Origin of the sequence: Nonomuraea sp. NPDC001636 (assembly GCF_040298265.1) — a bacterium.
Lineage (GTDB): Bacteria > Actinomycetota > Actinomycetes > Streptosporangiales > Streptosporangiaceae > Nonomuraea.
The window spans coordinates 34,555-49,393 of record NZ_JBEOZT010000039.1 but is presented as its reverse complement, the minus strand read 5'-3'; the positions used below and the strand labels follow the sequence as shown (position 1 = coordinate 49,393).

At 70.7% G+C, this 14,839-nt stretch carries 15 protein-coding genes; 13 read left to right on the top strand and 2 right to left on the bottom strand.

Going from position 1 to position 14,839, the window contains the following annotated elements; translation table 11 throughout:
• The first annotated feature begins 44 nt into the window (after positions 1–44).
• The 10 genes from ABT158_RS45565 to ABT158_RS45520 all read left to right on the top strand — a co-directional run bounded on the left by ABT158_RS45565 (position 45) and on the right by ABT158_RS45520 (position 10,099).
• A complete protein-coding gene (locus ABT158_RS45565; RefSeq protein WP_352364797.1) occupies positions 45–1,250 on the top strand; it encodes a class I SAM-dependent methyltransferase in 1,206 nt (401 codons plus the stop codon).
• The gene (locus ABT158_RS45560) at positions 1,247–2,026 is read left to right on the top strand and encodes a sugar phosphate nucleotidyltransferase (RefSeq protein ID WP_352364728.1); all 780 of its coding nucleotides are present in this window, start codon (positions 1,247–1,249) and stop codon (positions 2,024–2,026) included. The genes ABT158_RS45565 and ABT158_RS45560 overlap by 4 nt, the downstream gene beginning before the upstream one ends.
• Entirely contained in the window at positions 2,023–2,670 is a 648-nt protein-coding gene (locus ABT158_RS45555) for a PIG-L deacetylase family protein (RefSeq protein WP_352364726.1), read from the top strand. The genes ABT158_RS45560 and ABT158_RS45555 overlap by 4 nt, the downstream gene beginning before the upstream one ends.
• Positions 2,670–3,686 (top strand): NAD-dependent epimerase/dehydratase family protein, encoded by a 1,017-nt coding sequence (locus tag ABT158_RS45550; protein ID WP_352364724.1) that lies wholly within the window; start codon positions 2,670–2,672, stop codon positions 3,684–3,686. The genes ABT158_RS45555 and ABT158_RS45550 overlap by 1 nt, the downstream gene beginning before the upstream one ends.
• Positions 3,683–4,948 (top strand): DUF4910 domain-containing protein, encoded by a 1,266-nt coding sequence (locus ABT158_RS45545; RefSeq protein ID WP_352364722.1) that lies wholly within the window; start codon positions 3,683–3,685, stop codon positions 4,946–4,948. The genes ABT158_RS45550 and ABT158_RS45545 overlap by 4 nt, the downstream gene beginning before the upstream one ends.
• Entirely contained in the window at positions 4,936–5,925 is a 990-nt protein-coding gene (locus ABT158_RS45540) for a hypothetical protein (RefSeq protein WP_502911624.1), read from the top strand. The genes ABT158_RS45545 and ABT158_RS45540 overlap by 13 nt, the downstream gene beginning before the upstream one ends.
• An 8-nt stretch (positions 5,926–5,933) precedes the next feature.
• The gene (locus tag ABT158_RS45535) at positions 5,934–7,409 is read left to right on the top strand and encodes an oligosaccharide flippase family protein (RefSeq protein ID WP_352364718.1); all 1,476 of its coding nucleotides are present in this window, start codon (positions 5,934–5,936) and stop codon (positions 7,407–7,409) included.
• Positions 7,410–7,424: 15 nt separating this feature from the next.
• Entirely contained in the window at positions 7,425–8,303 is an 879-nt protein-coding gene (locus ABT158_RS45530) for a glycosyltransferase family 2 protein (RefSeq protein WP_352364716.1), read from the top strand.
• A gap of 7 nt (positions 8,304–8,310) precedes the next feature.
• Positions 8,311–9,132 (top strand): hypothetical protein, encoded by an 822-nt coding sequence (locus ABT158_RS45525; protein ID WP_352364714.1) that lies wholly within the window; start codon positions 8,311–8,313, stop codon positions 9,130–9,132.
• Between the two features lie 121 nt (positions 9,133–9,253).
• Positions 9,254–10,099 carry a hypothetical protein gene (locus ABT158_RS45520; RefSeq protein WP_352364712.1) on the top strand — a complete coding sequence of 282 codons (846 nt, stop codon included), beginning with the start codon at positions 9,254–9,256 and terminating at the stop codon, positions 10,097–10,099.
• A 6-nt stretch (positions 10,100–10,105) separates the two neighbouring features.
• Here the strand turns inward: ABT158_RS45520 and ABT158_RS45515 are convergent, their stop codons facing one another.
• Positions 10,106–11,233, bottom strand: coding sequence for an acyltransferase family protein (locus tag ABT158_RS45515; protein WP_352364710.1), 1,128 nt, complete (start codon positions 11,231–11,233; stop codon positions 10,106–10,108).
• A gap of 142 nt (positions 11,234–11,375) precedes the next feature.
• Here ABT158_RS45515 and ABT158_RS45510 point away from each other — a divergent pair, with 142 nt between their 5' ends.
• Genes ABT158_RS45510 through ABT158_RS45500 form a run of 3 tightly spaced genes read left to right on the top strand, consistent with a single transcriptional unit; the run spans position 11,376 to position 14,389 of the window.
• Positions 11,376–12,257, top strand: a complete 882-nt coding sequence (locus tag ABT158_RS45510) for a hypothetical protein (RefSeq protein WP_352364708.1) — start codon at positions 11,376–11,378, stop codon at positions 12,255–12,257.
• Between the two features lie 9 nt (positions 12,258–12,266).
• Positions 12,267–12,998 carry a YveK family protein gene (locus ABT158_RS45505; protein WP_352364706.1) on the top strand — a complete coding sequence of 244 codons (732 nt, stop codon included), beginning with the start codon at positions 12,267–12,269 and terminating at the stop codon, positions 12,996–12,998.
• Entirely contained in the window at positions 12,995–14,389 is a 1,395-nt protein-coding gene (locus ABT158_RS45500) for an O-antigen ligase family protein (RefSeq protein ID WP_352364704.1), read from the top strand. Before ABT158_RS45505 ends, ABT158_RS45500 begins: the two co-directional genes overlap by 4 nt.
• On the opposite strand, the gene ABT158_RS45495 is transcribed toward ABT158_RS45500, so the two are convergent.
• On the bottom strand, positions 14,278–14,826 hold the full coding sequence (locus ABT158_RS45495) for a dTDP-4-dehydrorhamnose 3,5-epimerase family protein (protein ID WP_352364702.1): 549 nt from the start codon (positions 14,824–14,826) through the stop codon (positions 14,278–14,280). The genes ABT158_RS45500 and ABT158_RS45495 overlap by 112 nt on opposite strands.
• Positions 14,827–14,839: the final 13 nt, after the last annotated feature.

The following is a 14,839-nucleotide window of genomic DNA, read 5'->3' as shown; positions in this document are numbered from 1 at the left end:
CCAAAGGGGGAAATCTTGTCATTTCTGGGTGGGGCCCTTTGTTGATGACATCGTGCCGGTTGTGCGGCTCGACGGACCTGGTCGGCGTGGTGGATCTCGGGGCGACACCGCCCTGTGAGCTCTTCCTCACGGCGGAACAACTCGATCAGCCCGAGCTCACCTATCCCCTTCATCTGCGGGTTTGCACGGGCTGCTGGCTGGCCCAGATCCCGCCGTTGATCACACCGGAAGAGACATTCACCGAATACGCCTACTTCGCGTCATTTTCTGCCTCCTGGGTGGAGCACGCGCGGCGGTTCGTGGACACGGCCGTGGAACGGTTGAAGCCGTCGTTCGTGGTCGAGGTGGCCAGCAACGACGGCTACCTGCTGCAGCACGTGGTCGGACGCGGCATCCGGTGCCTCGGCATCGAGCCGTCGGCCAACGTGGGGCAGGCGGCCAAGGACAAGGGCGTGCCGACGCTCACCGCGTTCCTGACCCCGGAGACGGGCGCGTCGGTGCGGGACGGGAACGGTCCCGCCGACCTGGTGGTGGCCAACAACGTCTACGCGCACATCCCCGACGTCATCGGCTTCACCCAGGGGCTGCGCGCCCTGGTGGCCGACGACGGATGGGTCTCGATCGAGGTCCAGCACCTGCTCACGCTCGTGGAGCTGAACCAGTACGACACGATCTACCACGAGCACTTCCAGTACTACACGGTGGCCTCCGCGCAGCGGGCGCTGGCGAGCGGCGGGCTGACCCTGGTCGACGTCGAGCTGCTGCCCACCCACGGCGGGTCGATCCGGCTGTGGGCGCGGCCCTCGGGCAGCCCGTCCGGCCGGGTGCTCGACGTGCTCGCCAGGGAGAAGGCCGCCGGGCTGCACGACCTCTCCGGTTACGCGGGGTTCGCGGAGCGGGTCGCCCGCGTCCGCCGCGACCTGCTCCGATTCCTGATCACCGCCGCCGAGGAGGGCAAGACGGTCGCCGGGTACGGCGCGCCGGGCAAGGGCAACACGCTGCTCAACCACTGTGGCGTCCGGCCGGATCTGCTGGCCTACACCGTGGATCGCAATCCGTACAAACACGGCAGGTTCACGCCGGGCACCAGGATCCCGATCGCTCCGCCGGAGCGCATCGCCCAGGACCGCCCGGACTATGTGCTGGTCCTGCCATGGAACCTGCGCGAAGAGCTCACCGCTCAGCTCTCCTATGTGCACGAATGGGGAGGCCGGCTGGTCTTCCCGATCCCACACCTGGAGGTCGTGTGAAGGTTGTCTTGTTCTGCGGAGGATTCGGCACCCGGATGCGGACCGGTGTGCCGGGCGAGGTGCCCAAACCGATGGCGCTCGTCGGCCCGCGACCGCTGCTCTGGCACGTGATGCGCTACTACGCCCACTTCGGACACAAGGAGTTCATCCTGTGCCTGGGGTACGGCGCCCACCACATCAAGGACTTCTTCCTCGGCTACCAGGAGGCCACCTCCAACGACTTCGTGCTGCGCGGCGGCAAGGTCGAGCTGCTGTCGAGCGACATCTCCGACTGGTCCATCTCGTTCGTGCAGACCGGGACGGACTCCCCGATCGGGGAGCGGTTACGCCGGGTCCGCAGCCATCTGGGCGACGACGAGATGTTCCTCGCCAACTACGCCGACGTGCTCACCGACGCGCCGCTGCCCGAGATCATCGACCGGTTCACCGAGTCCGGCGCGGCCGCCTCAATGATGGTGGTGCCGCCGTCCCAGACCTTCCACTGCGTGGACGTCGGCGAGAACGGGCTGGTCGGCGGCATCTCGCCGGTCAGTGAGATGCCGGTGTGGGTCAACGGCGGCTACTTCGTGCTGACCCAGGAGATCTTCGAGCACATCCCGGAGAACGGCGACCTGGTCGCCGACGGCTGCGCCGAGCTGGCCAAGCGCGGACGCCTGCTGGCCTACCCCCATCGCGGCTACTGGCGGCCCACCGACACCGTCAACCAGCGCATGGAGCTGGACGAGGCGTACTCGCGCGGCGTGCGCCCGTGGGCTCTGTGGGAACGGTCCCGGTGATCGGACTGCGTCCCGGGGGCGTGACCTCCGTCGTGGCGCTCGCCGCGCACTGCGACGACCTGGCGATCGGAGCCGGCGGCAGCCTGCTGACGATCTGCGCCGCCCGTCCCGGCGTGCGCGTGGACGCGCTGGTGCTGTCCGGCGGCGGGACCGAGCGGGAGGACGAGGAGCGCGCCGCGCTGGCCGACTTCTGCCCCGGCGCGGACCTGCGGGTGAGCGTGCTCAAGCTGCCCGACGGCTACCTGCCGGCCCGCTGGGAGGAGGCCAAGGCCGCGGTCGAGGAGCTGCGCGCCCGCACCGAGCCCGGCCTGATCCTGGCGCCCTGGCGCGGCGACGCCCACCAGGACCACCGGGGGCTGGCCGAGCTGGTGCCCACCGCCTTCCGCGACCACCTGACGCTCGGCTACGAGATCGTCAAGTGGGACGGCGACCTGGCCGCCCCAGCCGTCTACCAGCCGCTCACGCCGGAGGTGGCCGAGCGCAAGGCGGACCTGCTCCAGCGCCACTACGCCTCGCAGCGGCACCGCCCCTGGTACGACCGCGAGGCGTTCCTGGGCCTGGCCCGCATCCGGGGCATCGAATGCCACACGCGGTACGCCGAGGCGTTCCACGTGTCCAAGCTGACCGTCGATCTGGAGAACTGATGCGGGTACTGCTCACCGGCCACCAGGGCTACCTGGGCAGCGTGATGGCCCCCGTCCTGGCCGAGGCCGGGCACCAGGTCGTCGGCCTGGACTCCGGCCTGTTCGCCGACTGCGTGCTCGGGCCCGAGCCCGAGCCGGTCGAGGCGCATGCCGTGGACCTGCGCGACGCCGGCCCCGAGCACGTCGCCGGGTTCGACGCGGTGATCCACCTGGCCGCCCTGTCCAACGACCCGCTCGGCGCGCTCGCGCCCGACCTGACCTACGACATCAACCACCACGCCTCCGTACGGCTGGCCAGGCTGGCCAGGGACGCGGGCGTGCGCCGCTTCCTGTACGCCTCCACCTGCTCGGTCTACGGCGCCTCCGGCGGCGCGGACCTGCTGGACGAGGAGGCCCCGCTGCGCCCGGTCACGCCGTACGCCGAGTCGAAGGTGCGGGTCGAGGACGACCTGACCGCGCTGGCCGACGACGACTTCACCCCGGTGTTCCTGCGCAACGCCACCGCCTTCGGGTTCTCGCCCAGGCTGCGCGCCGACATCGTGCTGAACAACCTGGTGGGCCACGCGCACCTGACCGGCGAGGTCCGGGTGTTGTCCGACGGCACCCCGTGGCGTCCGCTGGTGCACGCCAGGGACATCGCCGACGCGTTCGCCGCCGCCCTGACCGCGCCGCGCGAGGCCGTGCACGCCACGGCGTTCAACGTGGGCACCGAGGCCAACAACGTGACCGTGGCCGAGATCGCGGCCGAGGTGGTCGCGGCCGTGCCCGGCTCGACGCTGACGATCACCGGCGAGACGGGCGCCGACCCGCGCTCCTACCGCGTCGACTTCTCCCGGATCAGGTCCGCCCTGGGCCACGAGGCCCGCTGGACGGTCAAGGCGGGCGCCGTCGAGCTCATCGACGCCTACCGCGAGCACGGCCTGACCAGGCACGACTTCGACCGCCGCTTCACCCGGCTGGCCCGGCTCGCCGACCGGCGCGAGGCCGGCACCGTCGACGCCACCCTGCGGCCATGACCGGCCCGGAGATGCACGACCTGGTACGGCGGCTCTACCCGCTGTGCCGCAGCATCACCGGCGACGGCCTGCGCCGCACCCTGGAGATCATCGGCGGCTCGATCCCGCTGGAGATCACCGAGGTGCCGACCGGCACGCAGGTGCTCGACTGGACGATCCCCCGCGAGTGGAACATCCGCGACGCCTACGTCAAGGACGCCGCCGGGAACCGGGTCGTCGACTTCCGGCGGAGCAACCTGCACGTCGTCGGCTACAGCGCGCCGGTCGAGGCCACCATGTCGCTGGCGGAGCTGCGCGGACGTCTGCACACGCTGCCCGGCCAGCCGGACCTGGTGCCGTACCGGACCAGCTACTACGCCGAGACCTGGGGCTTCTGCCTGAGCCAGAACACCCTGGACGGGCTGGCGGAAGGCCCGTACGAGGTCAGGATCGACTCCACGCTCGCCGACGGCCACCTGACCTACGGCGAGCACGTGATCCGCGGCCGCAGCTCGGCGGAGGTGCTGATCTCCTGCCACGTGTGCCATCCCTCGCTGGCCAACGACAACCTGGCCGGGGTGGCGGTGGCGGTGTCGCTGGCCCAGCGGCTGCTCGACCCCTGGTACACCTACCGGTTCGTGTTCGCGCCCGGCACCATCGGCGCGATCACCTGGCTGGCGCTCAACCGCGAGCGCGTGGACCGGATCAGGCACGGCCTCACCCTGGCCTGCGCCGGGGACGCCGGGACGATCACCTACAAGCGCAGCAGGCGCGGCGACGCCGAGATCGACCAGGTCTTCGCGCACGTGCTCAAGGACCGGCCGCACACCCTCCTGGACTTCTCGCCCTACGGCTACGACGAGCGGCAGTACTGCTCGCCGGGGTTCGACCTGCCCGTGGGCTCGCTGACCAGGACGCCCTACGGGAGTTACCCGGAGTACCACACCTCGGCCGACGATCCGGATTTCGTGCGGCCCGAGGCCATGGAGGACACCCTGGAGACGCTGTGGAGCGCCGTACGGGTCCTGGAGGGCAACCGCCGCTACCAGAACCTCAGCCCGTACGGCGAGCCCCAGCTCGGGGCGCGCGGCCTGTACGGCTCGCTGGGCGGCCGCAGTGACACGAAACAGGCCCAGATGGCGATGTTGTGGGTGCTCAACCTTTCCGACGGGCGGCACAGCCTGCTCGACATCGCGGAACGGTCGAACCTGCCGTTCCAGGCATTGGCGGACGCGGCGAACGCCCTGCAGAACGCGGGCCTGCTGAAGGAGTGGGTGGATTGAGCCTGGCGCTGAAAGTCGGCGACGTGGTCGAGGTTCTCAGTGCTGAAGAGATCCTGGCGACCCTCGATGAGCGCGGAGAGCTGGACAGCCTCCCGTTCATGCCGGAGATGCTGCGGTTCTGCGGGCAACGGCTGACCGTCCACAAGGTGGCCAACAAGCTCTGCGACACGATGACCAGGACCGGGATGCGGAAGATGGAGGACGCCGTCCACCTGACCGGCTCCCGCTGCGACGGCGCGGCCCACGGCGGCTGCCAGACGGCCTGCCTGCTCTACTGGAAGACGTCCTGGCTGCGGAAGGTGGACGGGGCGCCCACGGCCGAGGAGCCGGTCCGTCCCGAGCGGCCGCTGCTGCCGCTGCTGGAGGTCAACACCCGCAGGGAGCCCGCGCCGGACGGCGAGGAACGGTTCCGCTGCCAGGCGACCGAGCTGCTGCGGGCCGCCCCCGAACTGCTCCCGTTCCGCGACCTGGGCCAGTACGTCACGGACGTCCGGGTGGGCAACGCCGGGATCGCCTCGACCGTCCGGACGTTGTTCTTCGGCCTGTTCAACCGCTACCAGCGGCTGTCCAGGAGGTTCCCCCGGGCGCTGCGCTTCAGGGGCGGCCTGGACTGGGGGTTCGTGCAGCCCGGCCCGCACACCGGCCCGGCCCCGACCGGGACGACCGACCTCCAGCCGGGCGAGCTGGTCCGCGTCAAGTCCAAGGACGAGATCGTCGCCACGCTCACCACCAAGGGGTTCAACCGGGGGCTGGGCTTCGAGGAGGACATGGCCCGGTCGTGCGGCAAGGTCGCCCGGGTGACCGCGCGGGTCGAGCGCTGCATCGACGAGAAGACCGGAAAGCTACTTGAGATGAAAAATCCGTGCATCGCCTTGGACGGAATCATCTGCGACGGTGTGTACAAGTCCAACTGCCCCCGCGCGTTCATCCCGTTCTGGCGGGAGATCTGGCTGGAGCGGGTCAACGAGCAAGAGTAGGGCACAGCATGGTGGATCAGGCGAGCCCGGACATCAGTGACATTGGGCGCAAGGCGGGTCGAGGGGCGGTGTGGAGCCTGCTCGGCACGCTGGTCACCCGTGCGGGCTCGTTCATCCTCGGGCTGATCCTGGCCCGCCTCCTCGCGCCCGCGGACTTCGGCACGTACGCCGTCGCGCTCGCGGCCACCCAGTTCGTCATGGTGGTCAAGGACGTCGGCGTCATGTCGGCCGTCGTGCAGTGGCGCGGCCGGCTGGAGGACATCGCGCCCACGGCCACGACGCTCACGATGATCTCCGCGCTCGGCCTGTACGGGATCTTCTGGGTCGGCGCGCCGTACTTCTCGGCGCTGGCCGGCAGCGCCGAGGCCACCACCGTGGTGCGCATCCTCACCGCGGTCATCCTGGTCGAGGCGGTCACGGCGGTGCGCAGCGCGGCCCTGCTGCGCTGGTTCCGCACCGGCAAGAACGCCAAGGCGGTGCTCGCCGGCTTCCTGGTCAACGCGCCGGTGGCCATCGTGCTCGCGGTCAACGGCGCCGGGGCCTACAGCTTCGCCTGGGGGCAGCTCGCCGGGGCCGTGGTCACCGGCGTCTTCATGCTGATCTACGCCCGGCTGCCCTACCGGTTCGGCTTCGACCGGCACATCGCGGGCCGGCTGCTGAGGTTCGGGATCCCCTCGGCGGCCGGGATCGCCCTGGAGGTCCTGCTGCTCAACGTGGGCTACATCATCGTCGGCAACATCATGGGCGATGCGTGGCTCGGGTTCTACCTGATGGCGTTCAACGTGTCGAGCTGGGTGCCGGGCATCATCGGCAGCGCCATCCGCATGGTGTCGATCGCCGGCTTCTCCCGGCTGGCCGAGCGGGACGAGGAGTCGTTGTCGCTCGGCGTCCAGCGCAGCGTGCCGCTGCTCATCGCCATGGTGCTGCCGCTGGCGGTGTTCATGGCGGTGCTGGCGCACTCGCTGATCATCTTCATCTACGGCCCGGAGTGGGAGCAGTCCGCCGGGGTGCTGCGCTTCCTGGCGGTCCTGATGGTGGTGCGCATGCTCACCGCCTTCGCGCTCGACATCCTGAACGGCCAGGGCGCCACCCGCTCGACCGTCTGGATGAACCTCGGCCACGCCGCGGCGATGATCCCGGCGGTCATCGCCGGCACGCACCTCGACGGCATCCGCGGCGCCGCGATCGGCCAGGCCACTGCCGCCGTGCTGGTCGCGCTGCCGCTCGCGATGATCGCCGTGCAGCGGGCGGGGGTCCGGCTCGGGCCGGTGCTGCCCGGTCTCGTACGCCCGGCGGTCGGGGCGGTGGTCTGCGCCGCCGTCATGCTCGGCCTGGCGAGCCTGACCCACGGCAGCCCGTTCGTCCAGCTCGCCCTGGCCGGCGGCGGCGGACTGCTGGCGTACGTGCTGGTCGTGGTGACCCGCGACCAGTTCCACCTAGTGAGCGCCCGTCTGGTGCGGCTGCTGCCCGCCCGCGCGCGCTGACCCCGAGGAGAGACGATGCTGGTGTCCATCGGAATCCCGGTACGCAACGGCGCGGACCGGCTGGAGACGGCCGTGCGCTCCGCGCTCGCCCAGGATCACGCCGAGCTGGAGGTCGTGATCTCGGACAACGCCTCCACCGACGGCACGCAGGAGCTCTGCCGCGAGCTGGCCCGCCAGGACGACCGCATCGCCTACCACCGCCAGCCCCACGACCTGCACGTGGTCGGGAACTTCGTGGAGGTGCTGCGCCGCGCGCGCGGCGAGTTCTTCCGCTGGATGGGCGACGACGACCTGCTCGAACCCGACTACGTCTCGCGCACGCTGGAGCCGTTCCTGGCCGACGAGCGGCTCATCCTGGTCACCTCCGACGTCCGGTACACCGGCGCGGACGGGACCGTCCACGAGCCGCGCTACCGCGGCACCCGGATGCTCTCCGACGACCCGGTCGACCGCCTCGACGAGCTGTGGGACGTGGTCACGACCCAGCACCATGGCCTCGACCCGCTCTACGGGCTGATGCGGCGCGAGCGGGTGGCCGCCGTGCCCAGACCGCTGATGATCCGCGAGGACGAGGTCTACGCCACCATGCTCGCGCTGACCGCGCCCTGGGGGCACGTCCCGCACGTGCTGGCCCATCGCAACCTGCGCGAACGCCGCCTGTCCGGGATCGCCGCGGCGCTCGGCGTGCCGGCCTGGACCGCCCATTTCGCCACCACGCTGCAGTTCCGGGCCATGCACCGGGCCCTCGGCGGCACGGAACTGTCGGCGGAGCAACGCGCCCGCGCGCGGGCCGTGCTGCTGCGCACGTACTGGCGGCGCCAGCAGCAGATGCTGACGCACCGCAGCCGCAAGATCGCCGGGTTGGCCGCCCGACTCGTCTCCTCGAAAGGGTGAAACCCTCGTGCTGATTCGCATCGTGCGGCTGCTCATGCAGCCGGGCCGCATCCTGCTGGCCGTCCTGCGGCGCCTGCCGTTCGGCTCCCACGAGCTGCGCTGCGCGCTCGACCTCTATCCGCGGCCGCACTACGCGTACGGCGTCCAGCAGGCGGCCGAGCTGGCCCGGCGGCTCGGCGTCGGCCGGATCAGCGTGGTCGAGTTCGGCGTCGCCGGCGGCGCGGGCATGGTCGAGCTCAACCGCATGGCGGCGCTGGCGACGGCGGCGACCGGCGTCAAGATCGACGTGTACGGCTTCGACACCGGCGCCGGCCTGCCCAAGCCCACCGACTACCGCGACCTGCCCTACATCTGGCGCGAGGGCGACTTCGTCATGGACGTCGAGGCCCTGCGCGCCCGCCTGGGAGCGGCGCACCTGATCCTGGGCAACATCGAGGACACCGTCGGGGAGTTCCTGGACGGCGAGCGCCCCGCGCCCATCGGCTTCGTCTCGATCGACGTGGACTTCTACTCCTCGACGGCGGCGGCGCTCAGGCTGTTCGCCGGCGACCACCGCTACTTCCTGCCCCGCGTGTTCGTCTACCTGGACGACACCGTCGGCGACGACGACCAGGTCATCCACAACGACTACGTCGGCGAGCTGAGCGCGATCAGGGAGTTCAACGAGGACAACAAGGCGATGAAGCTGGCCCCGATCCACGGCCTGCGGCACAAGCGCCCGGTCCCCGCCCCCTGGAACGACAACATCCAGGCGCTGCACCGGTTCGACCACCCCGACTACTCGACCTATGTCGCCCGTCCGGACACCGAGACACAATTGCCGCTGTAATTCCCTGTAACGAAGAAGCGGGCACCGGCGAGAGAAAGGAAAAGAACGACGCGAGGGGGTAAATCTCGCTATGTCCGTTATATTAACCAATAGCCGAATTCGGGATGATGTTCGGCGCCAAATGATCTTCAAAGGGGACGTGTTCCTCTACTCCGCCACCCCCGCCTCGACCGAGCTGATCGAGTTCGCCCGCGAGCTGATCGAGGAGGCGTTCGGAGCACGCGACCCGCAGACCGCCCAGCACGAGATGCCGGTGGAGGACTTCGCCGCGCTGCTCGCCGAGCTCAAGCCCCGCTTCATCCATCATCCCACCAGCAAGAAGCTGATCCGCTCCCTGCTGGCGGAGCTCGGCATGGCGCTGGACAAGACCTACTTCGACGTGCCGCGGCTGCGCACCTCGACCGCCGACCACTACCTCGACTCGGGCATCTCCTACGCCTACCACGCGCACAGGGACTGCTGGTACTCCGCGCCGTTCTGCCAGGTCAACTGGTGGATGCCCATCTACGAGGTGGTCCCGGAGAACGTCTTCGCCCTGCACCCGCAGTACTTCGACCGTCCGGTGCTCAACGGCAGCGGGCGCTACGACTACGCGGAATGGACCGCGGTGAGCCGGCCCACCGCCGCGCAGCACGTCCACAGCGACACCAGGGAGCAGCCCAAGCCGGAGGAGGCGCTCGACCTCGACCCCGAGCTGCGGCTCGTCCCCGAACCGGGCGGCATGATGCTGTTCTCCGGCGCGCACCTGCACTCCACCGTCGCCAACACCTCCGGCAGGACCCGCTTCAGCATCGACTTCCGCACCGTCCACATCGACGACGTCCGCTCGCGCGCCGCCGCCCCCAACGTGGACGCCGCCTGCCGCGGCACCACCCTGCGCGACTTCCACCGGGCCGACGACCTGTCGCGCATCCCCGAGGAGCTCGCGGCGGCCTACGAGGCCGAGGCGCTGGCGAAGATCACCTGATCTGGGTCACCTGAACCGCGCCCGCGCGGCCTCGCGCAGGCTCCGCCAGCCTCTGTGCCGCTGGAAGGGCAGCTCGAAGACGGACGCGAACAACCACGCCACTCCCACGCTCGCCGGCACGGCCAGGGCGAGCGTGAGGAGGAAGGCGGGCATCCCCGGCGGCACACGCGGCGCGACCACCAGCCGGCTGACCATGACGACCAGCGGCGCGTGGATCAGGTAGAGGCTGTAGGAGAACGAGCCGAGCCGCCGTACCGGACGGGTGTCGAGCAGCCGGACGAGCCAGGAGGGCCGGCCCGTCGCCACGCCGGCCAGCAGCAGGCCGGCGGCGGGCCCGACCGCGAGGTCCACCCAGAAGAAGTGCCCGACCACCCACTCAGGACCGGCCACCACGACCAGCGCGAGCACCGGCAGCGCGGCCGCCGCGGCCAGCCAGTGCCAGGGCAGCCGCCCGGTGCGCTCCGACGCTCGCACCACCCCGGCGCACACCGCGCCCACGGCGAACAGCGCGGCGAACTGCGGGGTCAGCCGCATCAGCAGCTCCACGGCCGGCACGTACGGCGCCAGCGCCCCCACGGCCACCACGACCAGCGTCACCGCGCCCAGCATCACCGCCGCCCCCCACCGGCGCAGCACCAGCACCATCAGCGGGAACAGCAGGTAGAGCTGCGCCTCGACGGCGATCGACCACATGGCGCCGTTGGGACTGGGGGAGCCGAAGACGTCCTGGAGCAGCAGGCCGTAGATGAGCACCGACTGCCCGGTGGGCACCTGCTGGCCCGGCTGCGGGATGACCGTCCAGGCGATCACCAGGCTGAACAGCAGCGCCGCCCAGTACGGCGGCAGGATGCGCCAGGCCCGCCGGCTGAAGAACGTGGGGATGCCGCCCAGCCGCCAGCCGGACCGGGCGGGCGAGACCGCGAGGGAGAACCCGGACAGCACGATGAACACCACGACCGCGAAGTGCCCGTAGAGCAGCCACCCCGTCCACCAGGGCGCGTCGTTGACCGGGAACCCGGGGAACGACAGCAGCCAGCAGTGGTGCAGGACCACGAACAGCGCGGCCAGCCCCCGTAACCCGTCGAGCCCGGCGAGCCTGCTCCGTGTCGCCGGACGCTCAGTTGTCAGCCCCACCGCAAGCCCCCGTCGCCGTAGTCGTAGGTCTATCGCGGCGATCACGTCCGATGTAACCGATCTGGGGGGATGTAACGTCTGCCAGTGATTGGGCGATGGTCCGCTATAGGGCAAGTTCGCTGATGCGGGGGAACGTACCAAAATGGAGTTCTGGAAGGCGATCCTTGGTCTTCTCCGACGAATTCTGATAGGCCCGCCGCTGATCCTCCTGTCGATCCTGGTGGGCGGCGTGGTGTACCTCGTCCTCCCGACCCACTACACGACCGACGTCTCCCTCGTCCTCGCGACGCCGGTGAACGGCGGCACGGTCAACAGCGACAAGACCAAGCAAGGGCTGACCAACCCCTTCCTCTCCTTCAACGACGCGCTCAAGACCGGGGCCAGCATCGTCATCCTCGCGATGAACACCCAGGACGTCTGGACCGAGCTCGGCGCCCCCAAGGACGGCCCGACCGAGATCACCATCGACGACGGGCGCACCAACCCCAACGTCCTGGACATCAACGGGCCCTACATCTACATCAGGGTGGACAGCGAGTCCCCGCGGCAGGCCACGACCGTGCTCATGGCGGCCCGCGAGCGCGTGGCGACCGAGCTGTTCAAATGGCAGAAGACGCTCGGCGCGCCGCCGAACACCTTCATCACCTCCACCGACATCGTGCCGCCGTCCAAGCCCGAGGCCGACCACAGCGCGAACTGGCAGGGGGCGATCGGCGGCGCGCTGCTCACCCTGTTCCTGGGCCTCGGCATCGCCTACGGCGTGCTGGTCCGCCGCCGGCCCCGGCAGCGCCGGCAGCCCGAGCCCGCCGCCCCGGCCGCGCCTCCCGCCGCCGCTCCCGCTCCGGTCCCGGTTCCGGTTCCCGTCCCGGCTCCGGCGCCCGAGCCGGTCGAGGCGCAGGCGGCCGAGATCCCGGTCCTCGACGAGGACAGCTCGGCCACCATGGAGTTCCCCGCCTACCGGGCGGGCCCGCTGTCGCCCGTCCCGGGGCCGAGGAAGGCGAACCAGGACGACGGCGAGGAGTGAGGGCCCGCCATGGACTTCTGGGCGACGGCGAAGATCCTTTTCAAGCGCTGGTACGTGACGGTCCCCGCGTTCCTGCTCACGGTCGTGACGGCCCTCGGCGTGTTCGCCGTCGCGCCCAAGACCTTCATCTCCACCTCGGCGCTCGTGCTGACCCTGCCGGTGACCGGCGGCAGCGTGCCGAGCGACCCCAGGTTCCCCAACCCGCGCACCAACCCCCTGGTCTCCTTCGACCAGGGGCTCAGCATGACCTCCTCGATCCTCATCCAGGCGCTCAACACCCCCCGGACGGCCGCCGAGGTCGGCGCGCCCATCGGCGGCGACGTCACCCTCAAGATCACCAGTGGAGGCACCAACCCCGAGCTGATGCCCGCGACGCCGTTCATCGTGATCATCTGTGAGGCGCCGACCGCCGAGCTGGCCCACGGCATCGTCGTGAAGGTCACCGCCCTGGCCCAGAAGGAGCTGCGGGCCCGGCAGCAGCAGGTCAAGGCGCCGCCCGCCACGTACGTGACCGCCACCGTCGTGGTGCCGCCGACGGCGCCCGACGAGAAGAAGGGCAGCCGCATGCGCAGCGCCGTCATCACCGGCGCGCTGGCGTTCTTCATGAGCCTGTTCGCCGCCTTCGCCGTCGAGAGCTTCGCCCGGCACCGCCGTTCGCGCCGCCGGTCCGGGGGCGGTCCCGTGCGGTTCGAGCCCGCGCTCGCCAACGGCGCCAGGACGCCGGCGGGACACGAAGGATGACCGGCACCGTCCTGCCGCGGCGCGCCGACGGCGCCACCCTGGCCTGCCTGTTCGTGCTGTTCCTGCTGATCCTGCCGGCCCGCCTGGCGGTCGCCGGGCTGCCGCTCTCGCTCACCCCCGCCGAGATCATGGCCCTGTTCATGGGCGTGGTGTGGGTGTGCGCCCAGATGGTCGGCACGACCGGCGTCGCCAAGGGCGGCAACCCCGTCCGCACCTCGATCTTCGTCTACGGCATGCTCCTGCTGGCCGTCTACGGCTACACGACCTACCGCTACCTGCCCTCCGACGAGCTCAACCTCGCCGACCACACGCTGGTGCTCTACCTGGGGTACGCGAGCCTGCTCCTGGTCATGTGCGACGGCGTCGGCAGCCGCGAGCGCCTCGACTTCGTGCTCAAGGCGGTCGTCATCGGCGGCACGTTCGCCGCGATCGTCGCGTTGCTGCAGTTCCGGCTGGACTTCGACCTGACCGAGTACATGCGCGTCCCCGGCCTGCGTCACTCCTCGGTCGAGGAGGTGCCGACCGTGATCTCCCGGTCCGACCTGCGCAGGGTCGCCGGCACGCTCGGCCACCCGATCGAGTTCGGCGCGCTGTCGGCGATGCTGCTGCCGCTGGCCGCCCACCTCGGCTTCCAGGCGCGCAGCCGGGGCCAGGCCGCGACCCGCTGGTGGATCTGCGCGGCCGTCATCGCGGCCGGCCTGATGTTCTCGGTCTCCAGGACGGCCGTGCTCGGCCTGGCCGGGGCCGGGCTGATCCTGCTGCTCGGCTGGTCCAACCGGCGGCGGATCGTCACCATGGGCGCGTTCGTGGTGTTCCTGGGCTTCATGAAGGTGCTGGCGCCGGGCCTGATCGGCACGTTCTACAACCTGTTCGCCGGCGCGGGCGAGGACAGCAGCGTCATCTACCGCACCCACGACTACCCCTTCGCGATGCGGGAGTTCGCCAAGAGCCCGTTCTTCGGCCGCGGCCTCGGCACCTGGTACCCCTTCAAGCACCAGGTGTTCGACAACCAGTACCTGCTGTCCCTGGTGGAGACCGGGGTGGTCGGCGTGCTGGGGTTCGTCGGCGTGATCGGGTGCGGGATCGTCGTCGCCCTGCGGGTGCGCCGGATGAGCACCGACCCGAACGTGCGCAACCTCGGCCTGACCATCGCCGCCTGCCTGGTGATCCCGCTGCTCGGCGCGGCCACCTTCGACCTGCTGTCCTTCCCCGGCATCACCAGCGTGCTGTTCCTGCTCGTCGGCGCGGCCGGGGCGCTGATGCGGTTCGAACGCCGCGATCAGGCGGCCAGGACGGCCCTGAGCTCCTTCCACGAGCCCGCCGACCTGTCGCGCTCACTGATGGCGGTCACCGGCAACGGCCACGGCAGCGCGAGGTCGGGGTCGTCGTAGCGGACGGCCAGGTCCTCGGCCGGGTCGTGCTCCCTGTCGATGCGGTAGCAGACGTCGGCCTGCTCGGTCAGCGCCTGGTAGCCGTGCAGCACGCCCGGCGGCACGTACAGGTTGGCGAAGGTCACGTCGTCGAGCCGGACGGCGACGTGCGAGCCGAACGTCGGCGACCCCGGCCGCGCGTCCACCAGGACGTCCAGCACCGCGCCACGGGCCGCGCGCACCAGCTTGGCCTCGCCGCGCCCCGACCGGCCGTGCATGCCCCTGACCGTGCCGAGCCGCGAGCGCGACTGGCTGTCCTGGACGAACGCCGTGTGGTCCAGCCCGTGCTCGGCGGCGATCGCGGCGTCGAAGGTCCTGGTGAACAGGCCGCGGTCGTCGTGGCTCGGCGTCGGCACGAACAGCAGCGCGCCTTCGAGCCCCAGTCGCTCGACTCTCATCGTGTTCCTCTCC

Bases quoted from the DNA above. Each gene is read 5' to 3' on its own strand.
- ABT158_RS45565 (WP_352364797.1), top strand. From the start codon at position 45: ATGACATCGTGCCGGTTGTGCGGCTCGACGGACCTGGTCGGCGTGGTG.
- ABT158_RS45550 (WP_352364724.1), top strand. From the start codon at position 2,670: ATGCGGGTACTGCTCACCGGCCACCAGGGCTACCTGGGCAGCGTGATG.
- ABT158_RS45545 (WP_352364722.1), top strand. From the start codon at position 3,683: ATGACCGGCCCGGAGATGCACGACCTGGTACGGCGGCTCTACCCGCTG.
- ABT158_RS45535 (WP_352364718.1), top strand. From the start codon at position 5,934: ATGGTGGATCAGGCGAGCCCGGACATCAGTGACATTGGGCGCAAGGCG.
- ABT158_RS45530 (WP_352364716.1), top strand. From the start codon at position 7,425: ATGCTGGTGTCCATCGGAATCCCGGTACGCAACGGCGCGGACCGGCTG.
- ABT158_RS45520 (WP_352364712.1), top strand. From the start codon at position 9,254: ATGATCTTCAAAGGGGACGTGTTCCTCTACTCCGCCACCCCCGCCTCG.
- ABT158_RS45510 (WP_352364708.1), top strand. From the start codon at position 11,376: ATGGAGTTCTGGAAGGCGATCCTTGGTCTTCTCCGACGAATTCTGATA.
- ABT158_RS45505 (WP_352364706.1), top strand. From the start codon at position 12,267: ATGGACTTCTGGGCGACGGCGAAGATCCTTTTCAAGCGCTGGTACGTG.
- ABT158_RS45500 (WP_352364704.1), top strand. From the start codon at position 12,995: ATGACCGGCACCGTCCTGCCGCGGCGCGCCGACGGCGCCACCCTGGCC.
- ABT158_RS45495 (WP_352364702.1), bottom strand. From the start codon at position 14,826: ATGAGAGTCGAGCGACTGGGGCTCGAAGGCGCGCTGCTGTTCGTGCCG.